The sequence below is a fragment of the Clostridium sp. LS3 genome, assembly GCF_055330225.1.
The window spans coordinates 132186-147962 of the sequence record NZ_CM143921.1 but is presented as its reverse complement, the minus strand read 5'-3'; the positions used below and the strand labels follow the sequence as shown (position 1 = coordinate 147962).

Sequence of the window (15777 nt, the reverse complement as noted above, 5' to 3'; positions counted from 1 at the left end):
GTTTTAATTTAATTTATGGTATTTTTCTCCTTTTATTTAAACTTTTCTTATAAGTAACTAAAAATTTATAGTAAAGATTCTTATTATAAAAAACTATATCAGTACTGATAACTAAAAATAGTATCAGTATTGATATATATATATTTGATATGATATAATTAAATGTATATAATTTGAATATTTTGAGATTATAAAATTATGATTTTAATTTGATATCGGGAGGATTTTTATGCAAAAAATAGCATTATTAGTTGATAGCGCTTGTGATTTATCTCTTGAAATACTTAAAGAAAAAAATATAAAGTTACTACCACTTAAAATCATTTATTCTGATAAGGAATATAGAGATAAAATAGATATATCTGCTGATGAAATTTATAACAACTTAGAAAAAGAAGTTCCTAAAACTTCTTTACCAAGTGCAGACAATACAGAAGAAATTTTGGTTTCATTAGAAAATGAAGGATATACTCACGTTATTGCTGTAACTATGTCTAGTGGTTTATCTGGAACATTTAACTCTATAAGATTGGCATTAGAGGATCATCCTAATTTAACATCACATGTTTTTGACACTAAAATTTTGGCTATGCCAGAAGGTATCATTGCACTAGAAATTTCTAATTTAATTGAAAGTGGCAAAAGCTTTGAAGAGATAGTAGATTCTATACCAAAAATAAGAGAAAAAATTAGTGGATACTTTACTATAAATACATTAGAATACTTAAAAAGAGGCGGAAGAATTGGTAAAATTTCTGGTACAATAGGTGAAATGCTCAATTTAAAACCTGTTGTATCTGTTGATGAAGATGGTGTTTATTATACTGTTTGTAAAGCTAGAGGAAGAAAACAATCTATACTAAAACTAACAAATATATTAAAGGATGAACTTGCTTTAGGACCTTGTAAGGTTTGGGTTCTCCAAGGTGGAGCTTTAGAAGAGGCTAAAAAATTTATGGAATCTCTAAAGTCATTAAAAAATATAGTTAACCTTGATATGTCTCAAATAAGCCCTGCTTTAGGTGTACATGGAGGACCGGGTTTACTTGGCCTAGCAATTCAAAAGGTTTATTAACATGGATAAGTATAATCTTCACTTAAGCAGTATAGAAGATATAAAAGAAGAGGAAAAAAGACTTCATGAAGAATATAAAAGAAAATTAGCAGAACTAAAAAAGATTCAAAAAGAAAAAGAATCTGTTGGCCAAGTATTTACTAAAGGGCTATTACCTATTTATGTTCTTCATATACTTACCACAGGACCTACTAATGGAAATGATATCGCAAATAAAATAGGCCAGCGTACAAATGGATTTTGGATTCCCAGTACAGGTGGAATATATCCTTTGTTAAAAAAACTTGAAAAAGATGAATATATTACTGGTGAATGGGATGATCCTAAGAAGAAATTTCAAAAGGTGTACTCTCTTACACCTAAAGGACTAAATGAATACAATACTAGAAAACATCTTCTAAAACCCAAAATAGAAGAAGCTTTAAAAGTTTTTAAAATAATATATAAAGATCTTTATAAGTAAAGTAGTTATATTCTCCTTATGTATTTTATTTATAATTTTACACAAAATAATATTAATAATTTCTAGGTGGTGTTATTTTGAAAGGTAAAATTATTGATTATAATTACTTTGAAGCATTTGTAGCATTGGAAGATGATACTGTTGTTAAAGTTCCTCTTTCTCAAGTAAGTGATTATTTAAGTATTGGTGCTTTTGTAAATATAAATTCAAACAGCTTAAGTTGTAATACTAATAGTAATCCTAAAATTACACAAGACAAATTAGTAGATTTTTTCTAACAAAAAATTTCGCCTATGTAATTTTGCTTATTCCGTCGTGTCATCCAAGTCATCGCCAAATTACATAGGCAAACTTCAAAACTGAAGGAAGGAAATTATAAAAAGCTATTCACATGGTAAGCTTCTTATAATTTCCTAAATAATAAAAAGATGCTTGATATCAAGCATCTTTTTATTATGAAACACTTATCGCAGTTACTGGACAACTTGCTTCAGCATCCTTAGCTTCATCCTCGTTGTCGCTAGGAACATCTGGAACCTTAGCTACTGCTTTCCCATCATCATCCATTTCAAAAACTGCTTCACAAATTGATGGACATAGTCCACATCCAATACAAATATCCTTATCTACATGAGCGTTCATATAATTATTACTTCCTTTCTTTTTTAAAATTCAGTAATAATATCCCCAGTAAATATAAATATTATGTATTGTTAGTATAAACCTTCAAAAATTAATGAGTATAAATCATTATTAATTACATACTCTTCTGCTGCTCCCATTTCTAAAGCTTCAGTTAAATCTACATTTATAGGTAGCTCTCCAAGTAAAGGAACTCCTAAATACTCAGCGTGTTCTTCTGCAGATTTTTTACTAAACACCCTCATCTTTGTGTCGCATCCCGGACAAAGAATATAAGACATATTCTCTATAACGCCTCTTATTGGTAATGGCATTTTATTTGCCATCTTTATTACTTTTTTAACTATCATAGAAACCATATCTTGTGGTGTTGAAACAATTATAAGTTCTGTTATAGGAAAACTTTGCATTACTGTCAATGTAATATCTGATGTTCCAGGTGGCATATCTATTAATAAGTAATCCAATTCTCCCCAAATAGTATCAGTAAATAATTGGGTTAATACACTTGTTACTATAGGACCTCTCCATACAACTGGATCATCTTCTTTTGGTATTAGTAAATTCATTGATAATACCTTTACTCCACCCTTAGACTCTACAGGATTATATTTAAAATTATTTTCATCTATCGGTTCTATCACTGCTCTTTTATCATTTATACCAAAAAATCTTGGCATTGATGGACCTGTTATATCTGCATCTAAAACCCCAACTTTATATCCTTTTTTTCTTAGGGTACTTGCTAATATACCAGTAACTGTAGACTTACCAACTCCACCTTTACCACTAATTATTCCAATAACATTTTTTATTTCACCGTACTTCGGCAATAGTTTTCCACAACCTTGTGAGCCTACTGTTTCTTTAGAACTACATTTATTTTTACTTGGACAAGTTGAACAACCTGACATAATTATTACCTCCTACCAGTTTTTTTCTACCTCTTTCGGAACATCTTTTTTTGAGTAAATATCAATGTTCCATTCTTTAAATTCATTTTCCCCAACTACATAGTAATAATCCTCTAATTTATTCTTCTTATCTTCTACTGTTATATTACTTTTATATACAGTTGAATTATGTCCTCTATTCTTAACCTTTATAACTATATCAAATTCACTCTCATTATTCTCTACCATTTCAACATTAGGAGTAATTTTCTTAGCTCTCTCTAAAAAGTCTTCTATATCAGTTGAAAAAATATACTTAAGGCAATCTATATCTCCTTGAATATCAATTCCAACCTTATTATTTCCATCGTTAAGTTCTTTTTTCTTTCGATTCATAACTTCTAATATTGAGTTATAATATATGTATTCAAAATCTCTAGGCTTTCTTATAATAGACAAATTTTGTATTATGCTCTCATCTAATCTTTTAGATACTGTAAAGCTCATATCTTCATCATAAAAATTACCATCATAGGCACCTACTATATAGTTAAACTTTTTAACTTCATCACCTATTTTTATCTCAAATATGTAATCTGGTTGTAAATCAGATTTTTTTTCACTAACTTTTGCCTTTGATAAAAGTTCATACATACTTAATATAGCTTTATCATCTGTTACAATAAATTTAAACGACTTATCCCTAACACTTTGAATACTTATAACATCTACTTTTCCACTTCCTAAGTAGTCAAAATAACCATTATCCCTCTTAAACTTACCCTTTATATTATCCATCACTCCACAGGATGTTAAACTAACCGATAGGATTATTACTAATATAGTAATTATATTTTTTATTGGCTTTTTCAATTGTATCATTCCCCTCTATTTAAAAAGTCAATAGTGTCCCTACAATAAATTATAATTAATTAGGAGAAGCATTAGCTTCTCCTAACTATAAATAAATTATAATACTTTAATTCTTTAATAGCAAATTTTATTAAAGAATTATTGAAAACTCTTAGATATTGTATCAAAGACAACATTTATGCTATTTTTTTCTTTTTCAGACTTATAAAAATATTTGATTATAAGAACTTTTCCCTCTGAGTATTTTCTTATATAGTATTTATTTATGAATCTCTCTTTATTAATACTTACTATATTCCAAGTATAATCATAATCATCAACAACTATAATCTTAGCATCATTAACAGCAATATTCTCTGTAATATCTTCTACATCTCCAGTTATAATAGAAATATTGCCACTTATATTACTTTTATTATTAAAAATAATATTTATATCACTATCATAGCTTGTATTTTCTTCATCTATCTCCCAATCTTCTGGCAATGAAACTTTATATTTTCCATCGCTCAATAAATGATCATTAAATTTTTCTATATTATTATTTGAAATTGCAACTTTTCTTATATCATTTATAAATAAATTCTTCATACAAAGAATAAGAAACATTAGGAATAACATTAGAGCCATTATATAAATTTTTTTCTTATTCATTTAATATACTCATTAGGGTTTGTAAGTACATTCTATTATTATACCTTACTGCATAGGTACAACAACAGTTGAATTTCTAAAATCATAGAACATTAGCCAGCATCCCATACCATCCCTAGTCTCATTACTTATCCAAGTTACAAATCCAGTTTTTCCCTCATAAGGCTGCTCATCTCTATTTTTCTTTCCTGGAATACCATATACTATATATTTTAAATTCCCTTCTTTATCACATTTGTATCCTAACATGAAGTTTCCATACTTTCTTATATATGGATAGTAATTAAGCATTGGATAATATGCTACAGTATATCTATTGTAGTTTGACATATTGCACATTTCGTGTAAATCATGTATTGGAATCTTATACCACTTACAGTATTTTATTTCTCTATACTCACTTCTACAGCACTCAAATCCACTTGCAATTCCTTCAAAGTACTCTCCAACACTTCCTCTAATTTTAAATATATCTGAAGTTTCCTCTATTTTTTCTTCATATTCATCGAATTTATTCTTTTCTCTATTTAATGAGTTCATACCATAGTAATTAGGATCAAAGCCTTTGTTTGCAAATGGATTTTGCCCATAGCCATTGTTTATAAATGGATTGTCTGTATTGTGATATTCCATTTTCATGTTCATTCCATTTTCACTTTGGTTAAATACTTCATCTGTATTTTCTTCTTCTACATTTAAAGTATAATAATTTTGATTTTCCTTTACGTAAGGCTTTTCTTCCCTAACATCTTCTTCTCTTATTTCTTCCTTTATTTCCTCTCTTATCTCTTCTCTTGGTTCCTCTAATTCTTCTATTATTTCATTTACTTCTTCTACTATTTCTTCTTTTATTTCCTCTTCTCTATATTCTTCACACTTCTTATGCTCTTTTTTCTTATCGTCCTTTTTCTTCTCCTTCTTCTTATCATCTTTTTTCATATAATCCATTTTATCTTTTGAATGATCTTTTGCAGATTTAACCATCTTATAATTCTTCCAATTATCTCCCGGTTGTTCTCCATTTATAAATCCACACATAATAATTATAGGCATTTCATTTTTCATTTTAGCTATTGCAGCTCCTGATATTTTATCATAAGATAGTCCTAAGCCTGCTATGTCATCAACAGAATACTCCTTTGTTATTTCTGCTTTTCCCCCATCTGATATAGTGATTTTACCCAAGTCTACTATTTTCTTAGTATCTTTTTTATTGCATATAGCCATAATGCAATAATCATCACCGTCATTTCTTAGATTTTGAGCATAAAATGAAATTTTACATCTATCACCTTTTGCCTCTATCTTTGAATATCCTGATAAGGTTTTGTCATTAGAGCTAGAATAGCCTCTCTCATCTTCTTGTAAAATAATAAAATTTCTATACAATTTATTTAACTGCGACAAACCTCTAGAACCTCCACTTTAGATTAATTCAATACATTATATGCATAGTATAGCTAAATATGTTAAAAATAAAACTCGTGAGATTATTTGATATTACACCAAAATTCTCACGAGTCAGAAATAATTTTATTTCTATATAAATTTATTTAATATAGTTACTTTAACTGCTCATTTATTTTATCTGCTAAATTAGCAAATTCCTGTATAGTTAAAGTTTCACCTCTTCTTTTAGGATCTATATCTGCATTATTGAATGCTAGCTCTAATTTTTCCTTACTTAATCCTATATTTTTTACACCATTCCAAAGAGTCTTTCTTCTCATATTAAAAGAACTTCTAATAATGTCAAAGAATAATTTTTCATTATCTAACTTTACTTTTGGTTCTTGTAGCTTATCTAATCTTATTACTATAGAATCTACCTTAGGTCTTGGTATAAAACATTGTGGTGATACTTTTCTTATTATTTTAGTATTACAATAGTATTGAACTAATAATGAAAGAGCACCATAATCCTTATTTCCTGGCTCTGCATTCATTCTTTCTGCCACTTCTTTTTGTATCATTATAGTCAGTGACTTAAAATTATAACTTTCCTTTAATAATTTAACTATTATAGGGGTAGTAACATAGTAAGGTAAATTAGCAACTAATTTAACGCTTTCTTCGTTTCCAATTATATCATTAAAATTAACTTTTAATGCATCATTATGTATTAATGTAAATTTAGGGTTATCCCCTATTTCCTGATTTAAAATTGGTATTAAGTCATTATCAAGCTCTATTGCTACTACTTTTTTAGCCTTATTTAAAAGCTGTGCTGTTAAGGTCCCAACTCCTGGGCCTATTTCTATTACTAAGTCATTTTCATCAACTTCTGCTCCTAATACTATATCTCTTGGTACAGAATCATCAATTAAAAAGTTTTGTCCTAGACTTTTAGAAAATTTAAAATTATATTTTTTAACCAACTCTGCTGTTTTTATATCTTGTATTTCCATTATCTACTCACCCCTAAGCTTTCTTCTATTTTTTCTATTGCCGAAATAAATTCCTCTTTAGTTATAGAATATTTATTTAATCTGTTTAACATTTGATTTGCATTTCCATATCCTATTCCTAATTCTTTTCCTAAAATAATTCTTCTTCTTTTTGAATCAATATCACCTGTTAGTTTAAAATGAAACATATCTTCTGATGTATATACTTCTTCAACTACTTCTTCTGATATCTTAGCTCTATTTAAAGCTTCTATAATAACTTCTGGAGTCGCATTTTCAACACCTATATCATCACCCTTTATGCCGTCCTCTTGGGCTATATATGCATGTTTTATTCCTTTTACTCTTTTAGATATTATACTCCTAATCTTTTCTCCTGCAAAATCAGGATCTGTTAAAACTATTACACCTTTTCTTCTTTGAGCTTCTTTTATTCTTTCTATTACTTTTGCATTTATTCCAAATCCGCCTACAGCTATAACTTCAGCATCAACTGCCTGTTTTACAGCAGTTATATCATCTCTACCTTCAACAACTATAACTTCTTTAATCAAAATATTAACTTCCTTTCCGTTAATAAAAGTAATTTCCTTATCTTTATTTATTATATCCAAATAATAATTTATCCCTATAAGCTTATTATGTCAAATTAATTGCAAAATAAAAGGATGCTCTAACTTTGAGAGCATCCTCTATTTTACCATTCTCCTGGATAAGCTAAAATATAAACAGGAACATTATATTTTCTTCCCCAACTATTATATGCTTCTTCTTGAGAATTAACATATACATCAATGATATTTCCTTTTATAGCACCACCAGTGTCTGCAGCTACAGCCTTTCCATATCCCTCTACATATACTAAACTTCCTAGAGGGATAACCCTTGGATCAACTGCTATAGTACTTATCCCACTTGGATCTCTTACAGGTACAGTTCCTGTTGCTGTAACTCCGCCTCCACTATATGCAGTAGATTCACAATATATTACGCTCTTATAATTTAATAGTTGACCATCTCTACTTGCAAGGGTTTTCCTTGTTCCTTGCACAACTATTTTGTTAACTGGTTCTGCTACCACTTTGGAACTCTTAATTTCTCTAGAGAACTCCTTGCCATTTTTGTAAACTATTTCATAATTTACTTCTTTTTCTCCTGAAGTTCCATCTTGTCTTACTTGTTCTAGTCCACTATCAAGGCTTGAATCAGACTCTATAACTACATCGAAACCTATAGATTCTTTAGCTAACTCATTTTTCACTTCAACCTTAACAAGGTTAATTTTTAATTCGTCTGAAATTTCTGAATTTAATGTAGGGCTAATTTCATCTATTCCTTCATTAAATTCAACACCTTGATTCTTAAGTTCTTCTTTTTCTGCATCTAGCATTTCTTTTATAGTATCTTCTGCAGTATCAATCTTTAATTGTTTATCTCCTACAGTAAGCTCTACTGAAACAGCTCTTTTAATAGCTATTGTATCGCCTTCAGATACTTTACTATTTAAAGCTGGTTGAACTTTATCTTTAGGGCCAATTTCTACCCCGTTAGTATTCAACACATCTTTAACAGTCCCTTTATATGTGACAAAAGTCTTTTCTTCTCCGTCTATTTTCATTGTTATTGTCTTTCTCATACTTGTGAACGTCACTGATAGAATAATAGTAGCCACTATAGCGCCTATCAGTATTTTTGCCTTTGGACCGTTAGAAAAATTATTTTTCAGGTATTCTTTATATTTTTCTACCATCTACTTTACCTCCCTTGGCAAGAGCGTCTTTTGAATTATAATTGAAATAAACATTTTTGTCAAATTGAGACCTCTTGCATTAATAAAACTGCGAATAAATGCATACTATGCATACTAAAATATAAATTATAAATTATAAATAATAGCCAAATTGCAGTTCTTTATCAAAAGTAGATTGTTCTTTATTCTAGTTTCATCCTTGTGTATCAATAATTATAAATTGTAATTTTTTTCAAGTTATTACTTTTTTATTGTACTTTATATATTATTTCCAATCAACCTCTTAAAATTATCATTTACAGCTAAATTTACTACTTTTGGGTCTAAATCTTTTATTACAGCAATTTGTTCTATTATATAAGCTATATAGTCTGATTTATTCCTCTTTCCTCTATTTGGCACTGGAGCCATATATGGACAATCTGTTTCAACTAGTAGCTTTTCTAGTGGGACATGCTTAACAACCTCTATTATCTTCTTTGCATTTTTAAATGTTACTACTCCAGTTATACCAATATAATACCCTAATTTTATACACTCCATAGCAAATTCCGCGCTTCCTGAAAAGCAATGCACTATCCCCTTAACATTAGGAAACTCTTTTATTATTTCTAAAGTATCTCCATGAGCATCTCTATCATGAATTACAACTGGTAGATTTAACATTTCTGCTAGTTTCATTTGTTCTCTAAATACTTCTTTTTGAATATCTTTTGATGGATTTTCGTCCCAATAATAATCTAATCCAATTTCTCCAATAGCTATTATTTTCTTATTTTTTTCAATTAAACTTACTATTTCTCTTTTAACATTTTCATTAAATTCATTTGCATTCTCTGGATGTATCCCTAATGCTCCGTATATAAAATCTTTTTCTTCAGTTAACTTATTAGTTTTTTCTATACTTTTATAACTTGATGCACAATTTAAAATTCCTATAACTCCATTATCTTTAATTTGCTCTAAAACATTTTCTCTATCTTCATCAAAAGCTTCATCATCATAATGTGCATGTGTGTCGAATATTACATACTTATTTTCCATCATAATTCCTCCAATTTTATCCCTAAATTATTATAAATATTATTATATTACAAAAAATCATATAATACACACTTTATATACTCTTTAAATTAAATAAATATAAAAATATAATTTCCTAAATAGTAAAAAAACCTGCTCAAATAGCAGGCTTTTTCATTTATTAATTATTTTATTTTATGCTTTTTCCCGGAATTCCCAATATTATTTGCATGATCCCCTATTCTTTCTAGATTACTTATTAAATCTAAAAATATTACACTAGAAGCTGCGGAACAAGACTTTTCATTTAATCTCTTTATATTATTTTCTCTGAACTGCTTTTCTAATTTATCTATTTCGTCTTCTATTTGTTCTATTTCTTTCGGTGCAACTAACATCTTACTATTATAACTTTCGATAGCTATTTCGATAGCTTTCATAGTTTTACCAAATATAATTGATAACTCTTCTTTTGCACTTTCGCCAAGATGTATGTTTTTATTGATTTTTTCTATAGCTAAATCAGCAATATTTTCTGCATGATCTCCTATTCTCTCTATGTCATTAATTACATGATAAGTTGAACTAAACAACTTTATATCTTCTTCTGGTAACTCTAATTGTGATAATTCAACTAAGTAATCAGTTATATCTTTTTCTAATGCATTAATTATCTTTTCATTTTGATAAACCTTATCTACTGATTCTACATTATTTTCTGTAAATGCATTCATCGCTAATGCTAAGTTTTCTTTTGCCTTAGTAGCCATTCTTAATGTTTCTTTAAAAACTTGTCCATTTGCAACTATAGGAGTTTCTAATAACTTTTTGTCTAAGTAAATAGCTCCTTCTTTTTCTATTTCAGCATCTCCTGGAAGTATTTTATTAACTATTTTAACTAAATATGCTGATAACGGTAATAACAATACTGTAACTGTAACATTAAATATAGTATGTGCATTAGCAACTTGTCTTGCTACGTTAGTTGGATCAGTTGCTGTTACTAATCTTATAAATGGATCTATAAATGGGAAGAAAATTATAGCTCCTATTGTGTTAAATAACAAATGCACTAGTGCAGCCTTTTTAGCTGTTCTATTAGCTCCTAATGATGCTAATATAGCAGTAACACAAGTTCCTATATTACAACCTAATATTACAGGAAATGCTAAACGCATATCTATAGCTCCTGTTGTTGCTAAAGCAACCAAAATACCTGTAGTTGCTGATGAACTTTGTACAACAGCTGTCATTCCAAGACCTGCAAGTAATCCTAGGATACTATTATCTGCAACTACTATAACAAATTCTCTAAACCAACTTGCTTCTGCAATAGGCTTCATAGCACCAGACATTACGCCCATACCCATGAATAGTATACCAAATCCCAATGCAATGCTAGCTAAATCTCTAACTCTTTTCTTTTTAGCTACAAGTAATATTATTGCTCCTGCTCCTATAAATAATGGAGCAATTGCATCTAATTTAAATGATACCATTTGAGCTGTAATAGTTGTTCCTATATTAGCTCCCATTATTACTCCTGCAGCTTGAAGTAAATTCATTAATCCTGCATTTACAAAACTAACAACCATAACAGTTGTTGCACTTGAGCTTTGTATTATAGCAGTAACTCCAGCTCCAACCAGTACTCCTATGTACTTATTACTTGTTAGTTTTTCTAATATTGATTTTAATCCTTCACCGGCAGCATTTTCTAAGCCATCACCCATAAGTTTCATTCCGTATAGGAATAAGCCTAGTCCACCTATAAGACCTGTTAAAATAGAAAACTTGTCCATTAATGTTTCTCCTTATACATTAAATAATTTTCAATTGTTAATGTGTTAATATTCTATTAACAAAAATACTATACAACTATTAATTAGAATTGTAAATATTAATAATATCGAAATTTAATTTTATTAATAAAATTATTTTTAATGCTAGGAAAAGCTTACTAATTTATTCATATTTTATTTATTTTTTTGACACATTACTGTCATATTATTAATGTATTATAATACTTGTAAAGTAGTTAAAGCATTATTATTTACCCCTAAAACCATCTAATGGTCCCTAGATTAAATTATTCCCCAAAGTAATTTAATCTAGGGTTTTTCCTTTTTATTTTATTTTTTCTTCTTTTAATCTTTTAACTTCTTCAAAGGCCCTTCTCTTATCTATTTTATCAAATAACATCTCTAACTCTGATATTTTGCCACTTTTCTTTTCTACATAACTCCATATAGGTTCATCTAAACCTAATGCTTTTCTAATTTTTTCACATGTATTTGGAATAAATGGCTCTAGCAAATTAGATAGGTTTATAACTGCTTGAATACATTCATATATTGTATTTATACATTTTTCATTATTTTTTTCTTTTTCTATAAATAATTTTTCATCATTAAAATGCTTACTTATCTTTTTTACAAACGATAATATTTGTGAAAGAGCCTTTTTGAAACTTCCTTCTTCTATACTATCTCCTACATCAAAATATAAATTAAGCACTTCATTTTTAAAATCCTCTGATACTTTTCCATTTGGTATATTAGAATTATACTTATCCTGAACAAGTTCAATTGTTCTGTTAACAAGGCCTCCAAAACAATTAACCAAATCTCTATTTACTGTATTTATAAAATCCCTCCAAGTAAAATCGGTATCTTTAACCTCTGGCGAATTTAAGGATAAATAATATCTAAAAGTATCAATATTATAATTGCCGACTATATTGTCGCCCCATATTGCCCAATTTTTAACTGATGAAAAATTTTTCCCTTCTAACTTCATATATTCGCTTGATATTATTCTTAAATTAGGATTCTTTATTCCAATCCCTGCTAATATAGCCGGAAATATAACTGTATGGAAGGGTATATTATCTTTACCATGAACAAAGTAAATTCTTGAATCTTCTCCTTGCCAATATTCCTTCCAATCTTCATTTCTTTCCTCTAAACACTTCATGCTAGCAGTTAAATATCCCATAACCGCCTCAATCCAAACGAATATTTTTTTATCATCATATCCTTCTAAAGGAACATCTACGCCCCAATTAAAATCTCTTGTTACAGCTCTATCCCTTAAACCCTCATCTAAATATCTTTTTACTATCTTTTGAGCATTTTCTCTCCAACCTTTTTGCCTAATTAAAAGTCTCCTAACATCATTCTCAAATTGCGAAAGTGAAAAGAATAAATGCTTTGTTTGTGTAACTAACTTTTCCTCACAATAAGGACATTTTTCTTCCATATATGTCTCAGGTAAAAACTCATTACAGCTTTCGCAATATTTTTGGTCAATTTCCTTTTCATATATGTATCCCTTTTTATATAAATCTAATATAAACTCTTTAACCTTATTCTCATGATAGGTAGAGTGAGTTTTAGCAAATATATCAAAAGAAAATCCTAAGTCATCAAAACACTTTTTAAATTCATTATGATACTTAACTACAGCATCCATAGGGGTTATTCCCTCTTCTTTAGCTCTCATAGTTACAGGAGTTCCGTGACAGTCTGTTCCTGACAAGAACACAACATCATCTCCCATAAGCCTATGATATCTTGCAATAATATCTCCTGGGAGTAATACTGCTATTCTTCCTAAATGTAGTGGCCCATTTGCATATGGCCATGCATTTCCTATAATAATATTCATAAATATCCCCTCACTATTTTCTTATTGCTTTATTTTTGTATTCCAAGTAAATCTTCTGCTCTATCTATAATATATTTATAAGAGTCTTCTATCCCCTGATTATAAAATTCTACTGCTAATTTATCCATAAAGAAATCCAGTATCATATTTGATGCTAAATCACCTAATTCCTCATCTCTTTCTTCATAGAAATAGGTTTTTATTTCATTCTTTAAAGCTTCTCTTTTTTCTTTAGATATATCGAATGTTTTTTTCATATCAATGTCTCCTTATTATAATTATTTTTTTATAAAAATTTGAGGATAGGTTCCCCTATCCTCCTTTATCATCATTTTTAAAATAAACTTAATTAAATTATAAAGATTTATCTTACTTGACTTCCAGTTGGTAATTCTCCTGGATTTACTACCTTTAACAAACTATCATCATCTGTTGATGCTGCTAATATCATCCCTTGTGATAACTCACCTCTTAATGTTACCGGTTTTAAGTTAGCTACTAATACTACATATTTCCCTACTAAATCTTCAGGCTTGTAGTATTGTGCTATTCCTGAAACTACCTGTCTTTCTTCTCCATTTAAATCTACCTTTAATTTTAGTAACTTCTTAGCTTTTTTTATCGGTTCGCAAGCTAATACTTTTACTACTCTTAAATCTATTTTTTCAAAATCCTCTATTGTGATTTCTTCTTTTATTAGAGTAATTTCTCTTTTTTCATCTTTTTTATTTTCTGCTAACTGAGCTTCTCTTAAGGCATCTAATTCTGCCAGCTTCTTATCAACATCTATTCTTGGGAATAAAGCCTCACCTTTTTGAACCTTAGTTCCTACAACAGTACCATTAAAGCTACTTAAGGATTCAAAAGAAATATTAGTTGTATTTATTTGTTCATTTATCTTCTTACTTGTATCTGGTAAGAATGCAGATAATAAAACTGATGCAAATCTTAAACTTTCTACCAAGTTATATAATACAGTACCTAATCTTTCCTTCTTTTCTTCGTCCTTAGCTAATATCCACGGAGTTGTTTCATCTATATATTTATTTGCTCTTCCTATTAAATCAAATATATATTCTAGAACTTCTGGAATTCTTAAATCATCTATAGCTTTATTAACTTTATTTGTAGTTTCTAAAGCTAAGCTTATTAATTCATCATCAACAGCTTCTTTGCTTGAATTTTCTGGTATAGTTCCATCAAAATACTTTTCAATCATAGCTACTGTTCTTGAAAGAAGGTTTCCTAAATCATTACAAAGATCTGAGTTTATCTTCTTTATAAATATTTCATTATTAAATAATCCATCTGATCCAAATGGTATTTCTCTTAATAGGTAATATCTAACTGCATCTACTCCAAAATGTTCCACTAATGTTACTGGGTCAACAACATTGCCTTTAGATTTTGACATCTTTCCACCATCAACAAGTAACCATCCATGACCAAATACTTGCTTTGGTAATGGTAAATCTAAAGCCATTAGCATAATTGGCCAATAAATAGTATGGAATCTTAAAATATCCTTACCAATTAAATGTACATCTGCTGGCCAATATTTATCATATAAGTCTTTATTTTCACTTCCATAACCTAATGCTGTAATATAGTTTGAAAGAGCATCTATCCATACATATACAACGTGTCCCTCATCAAATGTTACAGGAACGCCCCAATTGAAGCTAGTTCTTGAAACACAAAGATCTTGAAGACCTGGTTTTAAAAAGTTATTAACCATTTCATTTTTTCTTGATTCTGGTTGTATAAACTCTGGATGAGACTCTATATATTCCATTAATTTATCAGCATAATTACTCATTTTGAAGAAGTATGCTTCTTCCTTTGACTTTTCTACTGGTCTACCACAATCTGGGCAGTTTCCATTAACCAATTGAGTTTCTGTCCAGAAAGATTCACATGGAGTACAGTATAGACCTTCATATGATGATTTATATATATCTCCTTTATCATATAATTTTTTGAAGATATCTTGAACAGCTTTTATATGGTAATCATCAGTTGTTCTTATAAATTTATCATAATTGATATTCATCATTTTCCATAGATCTTTTATTCCTGCCACTATTTCATCTACATGCTCTTTTGGTGTTATACCTTTTTCTTCTGCTATTCTTTGTATCTTTTGACCGTGTTCATCTGTTCCAGTTAAAAACATTACATCATATCCAGTTAATCTCTTATATCTTGCAAGAGCATCGGCTGCTACAGTAGTATAAGTATTTCCAATATGAAGCTTAGTTGATGGATAGTAAATTGGTGTAGTTATATAATATGTCTTTTTACACATATCTTTTCTCCTCCCTAAC

16 protein-coding genes are annotated in these 15777 nt (G+C 28.9%); 3 read left to right on the top strand and 13 right to left on the bottom strand.

Features of this window, described 5'->3' with window-relative positions:
- The first annotated feature begins 229 nt into the window (after positions 1-229).
- From ACZJV1_RS00690 to ACZJV1_RS00680, 3 genes are all read left to right on the top strand, one after another.
- A complete protein-coding gene (locus tag ACZJV1_RS00690) occupies positions 230-1075 on the top strand; it encodes a DegV family protein (RefSeq protein WP_463651120.1) in 846 nt (281 codons plus the stop codon).
- A 1-nt stretch (position 1076) separates the two neighbouring features.
- Positions 1077-1538, top strand: coding sequence for a PadR family transcriptional regulator (locus ACZJV1_RS00685; RefSeq protein ID WP_411169445.1), 462 nt, complete (start codon positions 1077-1079; stop codon positions 1536-1538).
- Between the two features lie 77 nt (positions 1539-1615).
- The gene (locus tag ACZJV1_RS00680; protein ID WP_411169444.1) at positions 1616-1816 is read left to right on the top strand and encodes a hypothetical protein; all 201 of its coding nucleotides are present in this window, start codon (positions 1616-1618) and stop codon (positions 1814-1816) included.
- A gap of 175 nt (positions 1817-1991) precedes the next feature.
- Here the strand turns inward: ACZJV1_RS00680 and ACZJV1_RS00675 are convergent, their stop codons facing one another.
- The 13 genes from ACZJV1_RS00675 to metG all read right to left on the bottom strand — a co-directional run bounded on the left by ACZJV1_RS00675 (position 1992) and on the right by metG (position 15758).
- A complete protein-coding gene (locus tag ACZJV1_RS00675; RefSeq protein ID WP_411169443.1) occupies positions 1992-2180 on the bottom strand; it encodes a ferredoxin in 189 nt (62 codons plus the stop codon).
- 71 nt (positions 2181-2251) lie between these two features.
- The gene (locus ACZJV1_RS00670) at positions 2252-3094 is read right to left on the bottom strand and encodes an Mrp/NBP35 family ATP-binding protein (protein ID WP_463651119.1); all 843 of its coding nucleotides are present in this window, start codon (positions 3092-3094) and stop codon (positions 2252-2254) included.
- Between the two features lie 12 nt (positions 3095-3106).
- Positions 3107-3946 carry a hypothetical protein gene (locus tag ACZJV1_RS00665; protein WP_463651118.1) on the bottom strand — a complete coding sequence of 280 codons (840 nt, stop codon included), beginning with the start codon at positions 3944-3946 and terminating at the stop codon, positions 3107-3109.
- Positions 3947-4084: 138 nt separating this feature from the next.
- A complete protein-coding gene (locus ACZJV1_RS00660) occupies positions 4085-4600 on the bottom strand; it encodes a hypothetical protein (protein ID WP_463651117.1) in 516 nt (171 codons plus the stop codon).
- Between the two features lie 45 nt (positions 4601-4645).
- Positions 4646-6007: a hypothetical protein gene (locus tag ACZJV1_RS00655; protein ID WP_463651116.1), complete on the bottom strand. Its 1362-nt coding sequence runs from the start codon at positions 6005-6007 to the stop codon at positions 4646-4648.
- 155 nt (positions 6008-6162) lie between these two features.
- Positions 6163-7008, bottom strand: a complete 846-nt coding sequence (rsmA, locus tag ACZJV1_RS00650; RefSeq protein ID WP_463651115.1) for a 16S rRNA (adenine(1518)-N(6)/adenine(1519)-N(6))-dimethyltransferase RsmA — start codon at positions 7006-7008, stop codon at positions 6163-6165.
- A complete protein-coding gene (rnmV, locus tag ACZJV1_RS00645) occupies positions 7008-7562 on the bottom strand; it encodes a ribonuclease M5 (protein WP_411170647.1) in 555 nt (184 codons plus the stop codon). The genes rsmA and rnmV overlap by 1 nt, the downstream gene beginning before the upstream one ends.
- Positions 7563-7705: 143 nt before the next feature.
- A complete protein-coding gene (locus tag ACZJV1_RS00640) occupies positions 7706-8758 on the bottom strand; it encodes a 3D domain-containing protein (RefSeq protein ID WP_463651114.1) in 1053 nt (350 codons plus the stop codon).
- Between the two features lie 258 nt (positions 8759-9016).
- Complete coding sequence (locus ACZJV1_RS00635; protein WP_463651113.1) at positions 9017-9802, bottom strand: TatD family hydrolase; 786 nt, start codon at positions 9800-9802, stop codon at positions 9017-9019.
- Positions 9803-9966: 164 nt separating this feature from the next.
- Positions 9967-11583: a Na/Pi cotransporter family protein gene (locus ACZJV1_RS00630; protein ID WP_460288513.1), complete on the bottom strand. Its 1617-nt coding sequence runs from the start codon at positions 11581-11583 to the stop codon at positions 9967-9969.
- Between the two features lie 325 nt (positions 11584-11908).
- The gene (locus ACZJV1_RS00625; RefSeq protein WP_463651112.1) at positions 11909-13450 is read right to left on the bottom strand and encodes a methionine--tRNA ligase; all 1542 of its coding nucleotides are present in this window, start codon (positions 13448-13450) and stop codon (positions 11909-11911) included.
- Positions 13451-13479: 29 nt separating this feature from the next.
- Positions 13480-13707 (bottom strand): DUF2164 family protein, encoded by a 228-nt coding sequence (locus tag ACZJV1_RS00620; protein WP_411169434.1) that lies wholly within the window; start codon positions 13705-13707, stop codon positions 13480-13482.
- A 107-nt stretch (positions 13708-13814) separates the two neighbouring features.
- Positions 13815-15758: a methionine--tRNA ligase gene (metG, locus tag ACZJV1_RS00615; protein ID WP_463651111.1), complete on the bottom strand. Its 1944-nt coding sequence runs from the start codon at positions 15756-15758 to the stop codon at positions 13815-13817.
- Positions 15759-15777: the final 19 nt, after the last annotated feature.

Coding starts and splice junctions, on each gene's coding strand:
- ACZJV1_RS00625 (WP_463651112.1), bottom strand. CDS start 13,450: ATGAATATTATTATAGGAAATGCATGGCCATATGCAAATGGGCCACTA.
- ACZJV1_RS00635 (WP_463651113.1), bottom strand. CDS start 9,802: ATGGAAAATAAGTATGTAATATTCGACACACATGCACATTATGATGAT.
- ACZJV1_RS00685 (WP_411169445.1), top strand. CDS start 1,077: ATGGATAAGTATAATCTTCACTTAAGCAGTATAGAAGATATAAAAGAA.
- ACZJV1_RS00620 (WP_411169434.1), bottom strand. CDS start 13,707: ATGAAAAAAACATTCGATATATCTAAAGAAAAAAGAGAAGCTTTAAAG.
- ACZJV1_RS00690 (WP_463651120.1), top strand. CDS start 230: ATGCAAAAAATAGCATTATTAGTTGATAGCGCTTGTGATTTATCTCTT.
- ACZJV1_RS00660 (WP_463651117.1), bottom strand. CDS start 4,600: ATGAATAAGAAAAAAATTTATATAATGGCTCTAATGTTATTCCTAATG.
- ACZJV1_RS00675 (WP_411169443.1), bottom strand. CDS start 2,180: ATGAACGCTCATGTAGATAAGGATATTTGTATTGGATGTGGACTATGT.
- ACZJV1_RS00630 (WP_460288513.1), bottom strand. CDS start 11,583: ATGGACAAGTTTTCTATTTTAACAGGTCTTATAGGTGGACTAGGCTTA.
- ACZJV1_RS00640 (WP_463651114.1), bottom strand. CDS start 8,758: ATGGTAGAAAAATATAAAGAATACCTGAAAAATAATTTTTCTAACGGT.
- ACZJV1_RS00670 (WP_463651119.1), bottom strand. CDS start 3,094: ATGTCAGGTTGTTCAACTTGTCCAAGTAAAAATAAATGTAGTTCTAAA.
- rsmA (WP_463651115.1), bottom strand. CDS start 7,008: ATGGAAATACAAGATATAAAAACAGCAGAGTTGGTTAAAAAATATAAT.
- metG (WP_463651111.1), bottom strand. CDS start 15,758: ATGTGTAAAAAGACATATTATATAACTACACCAATTTACTATCCATCA.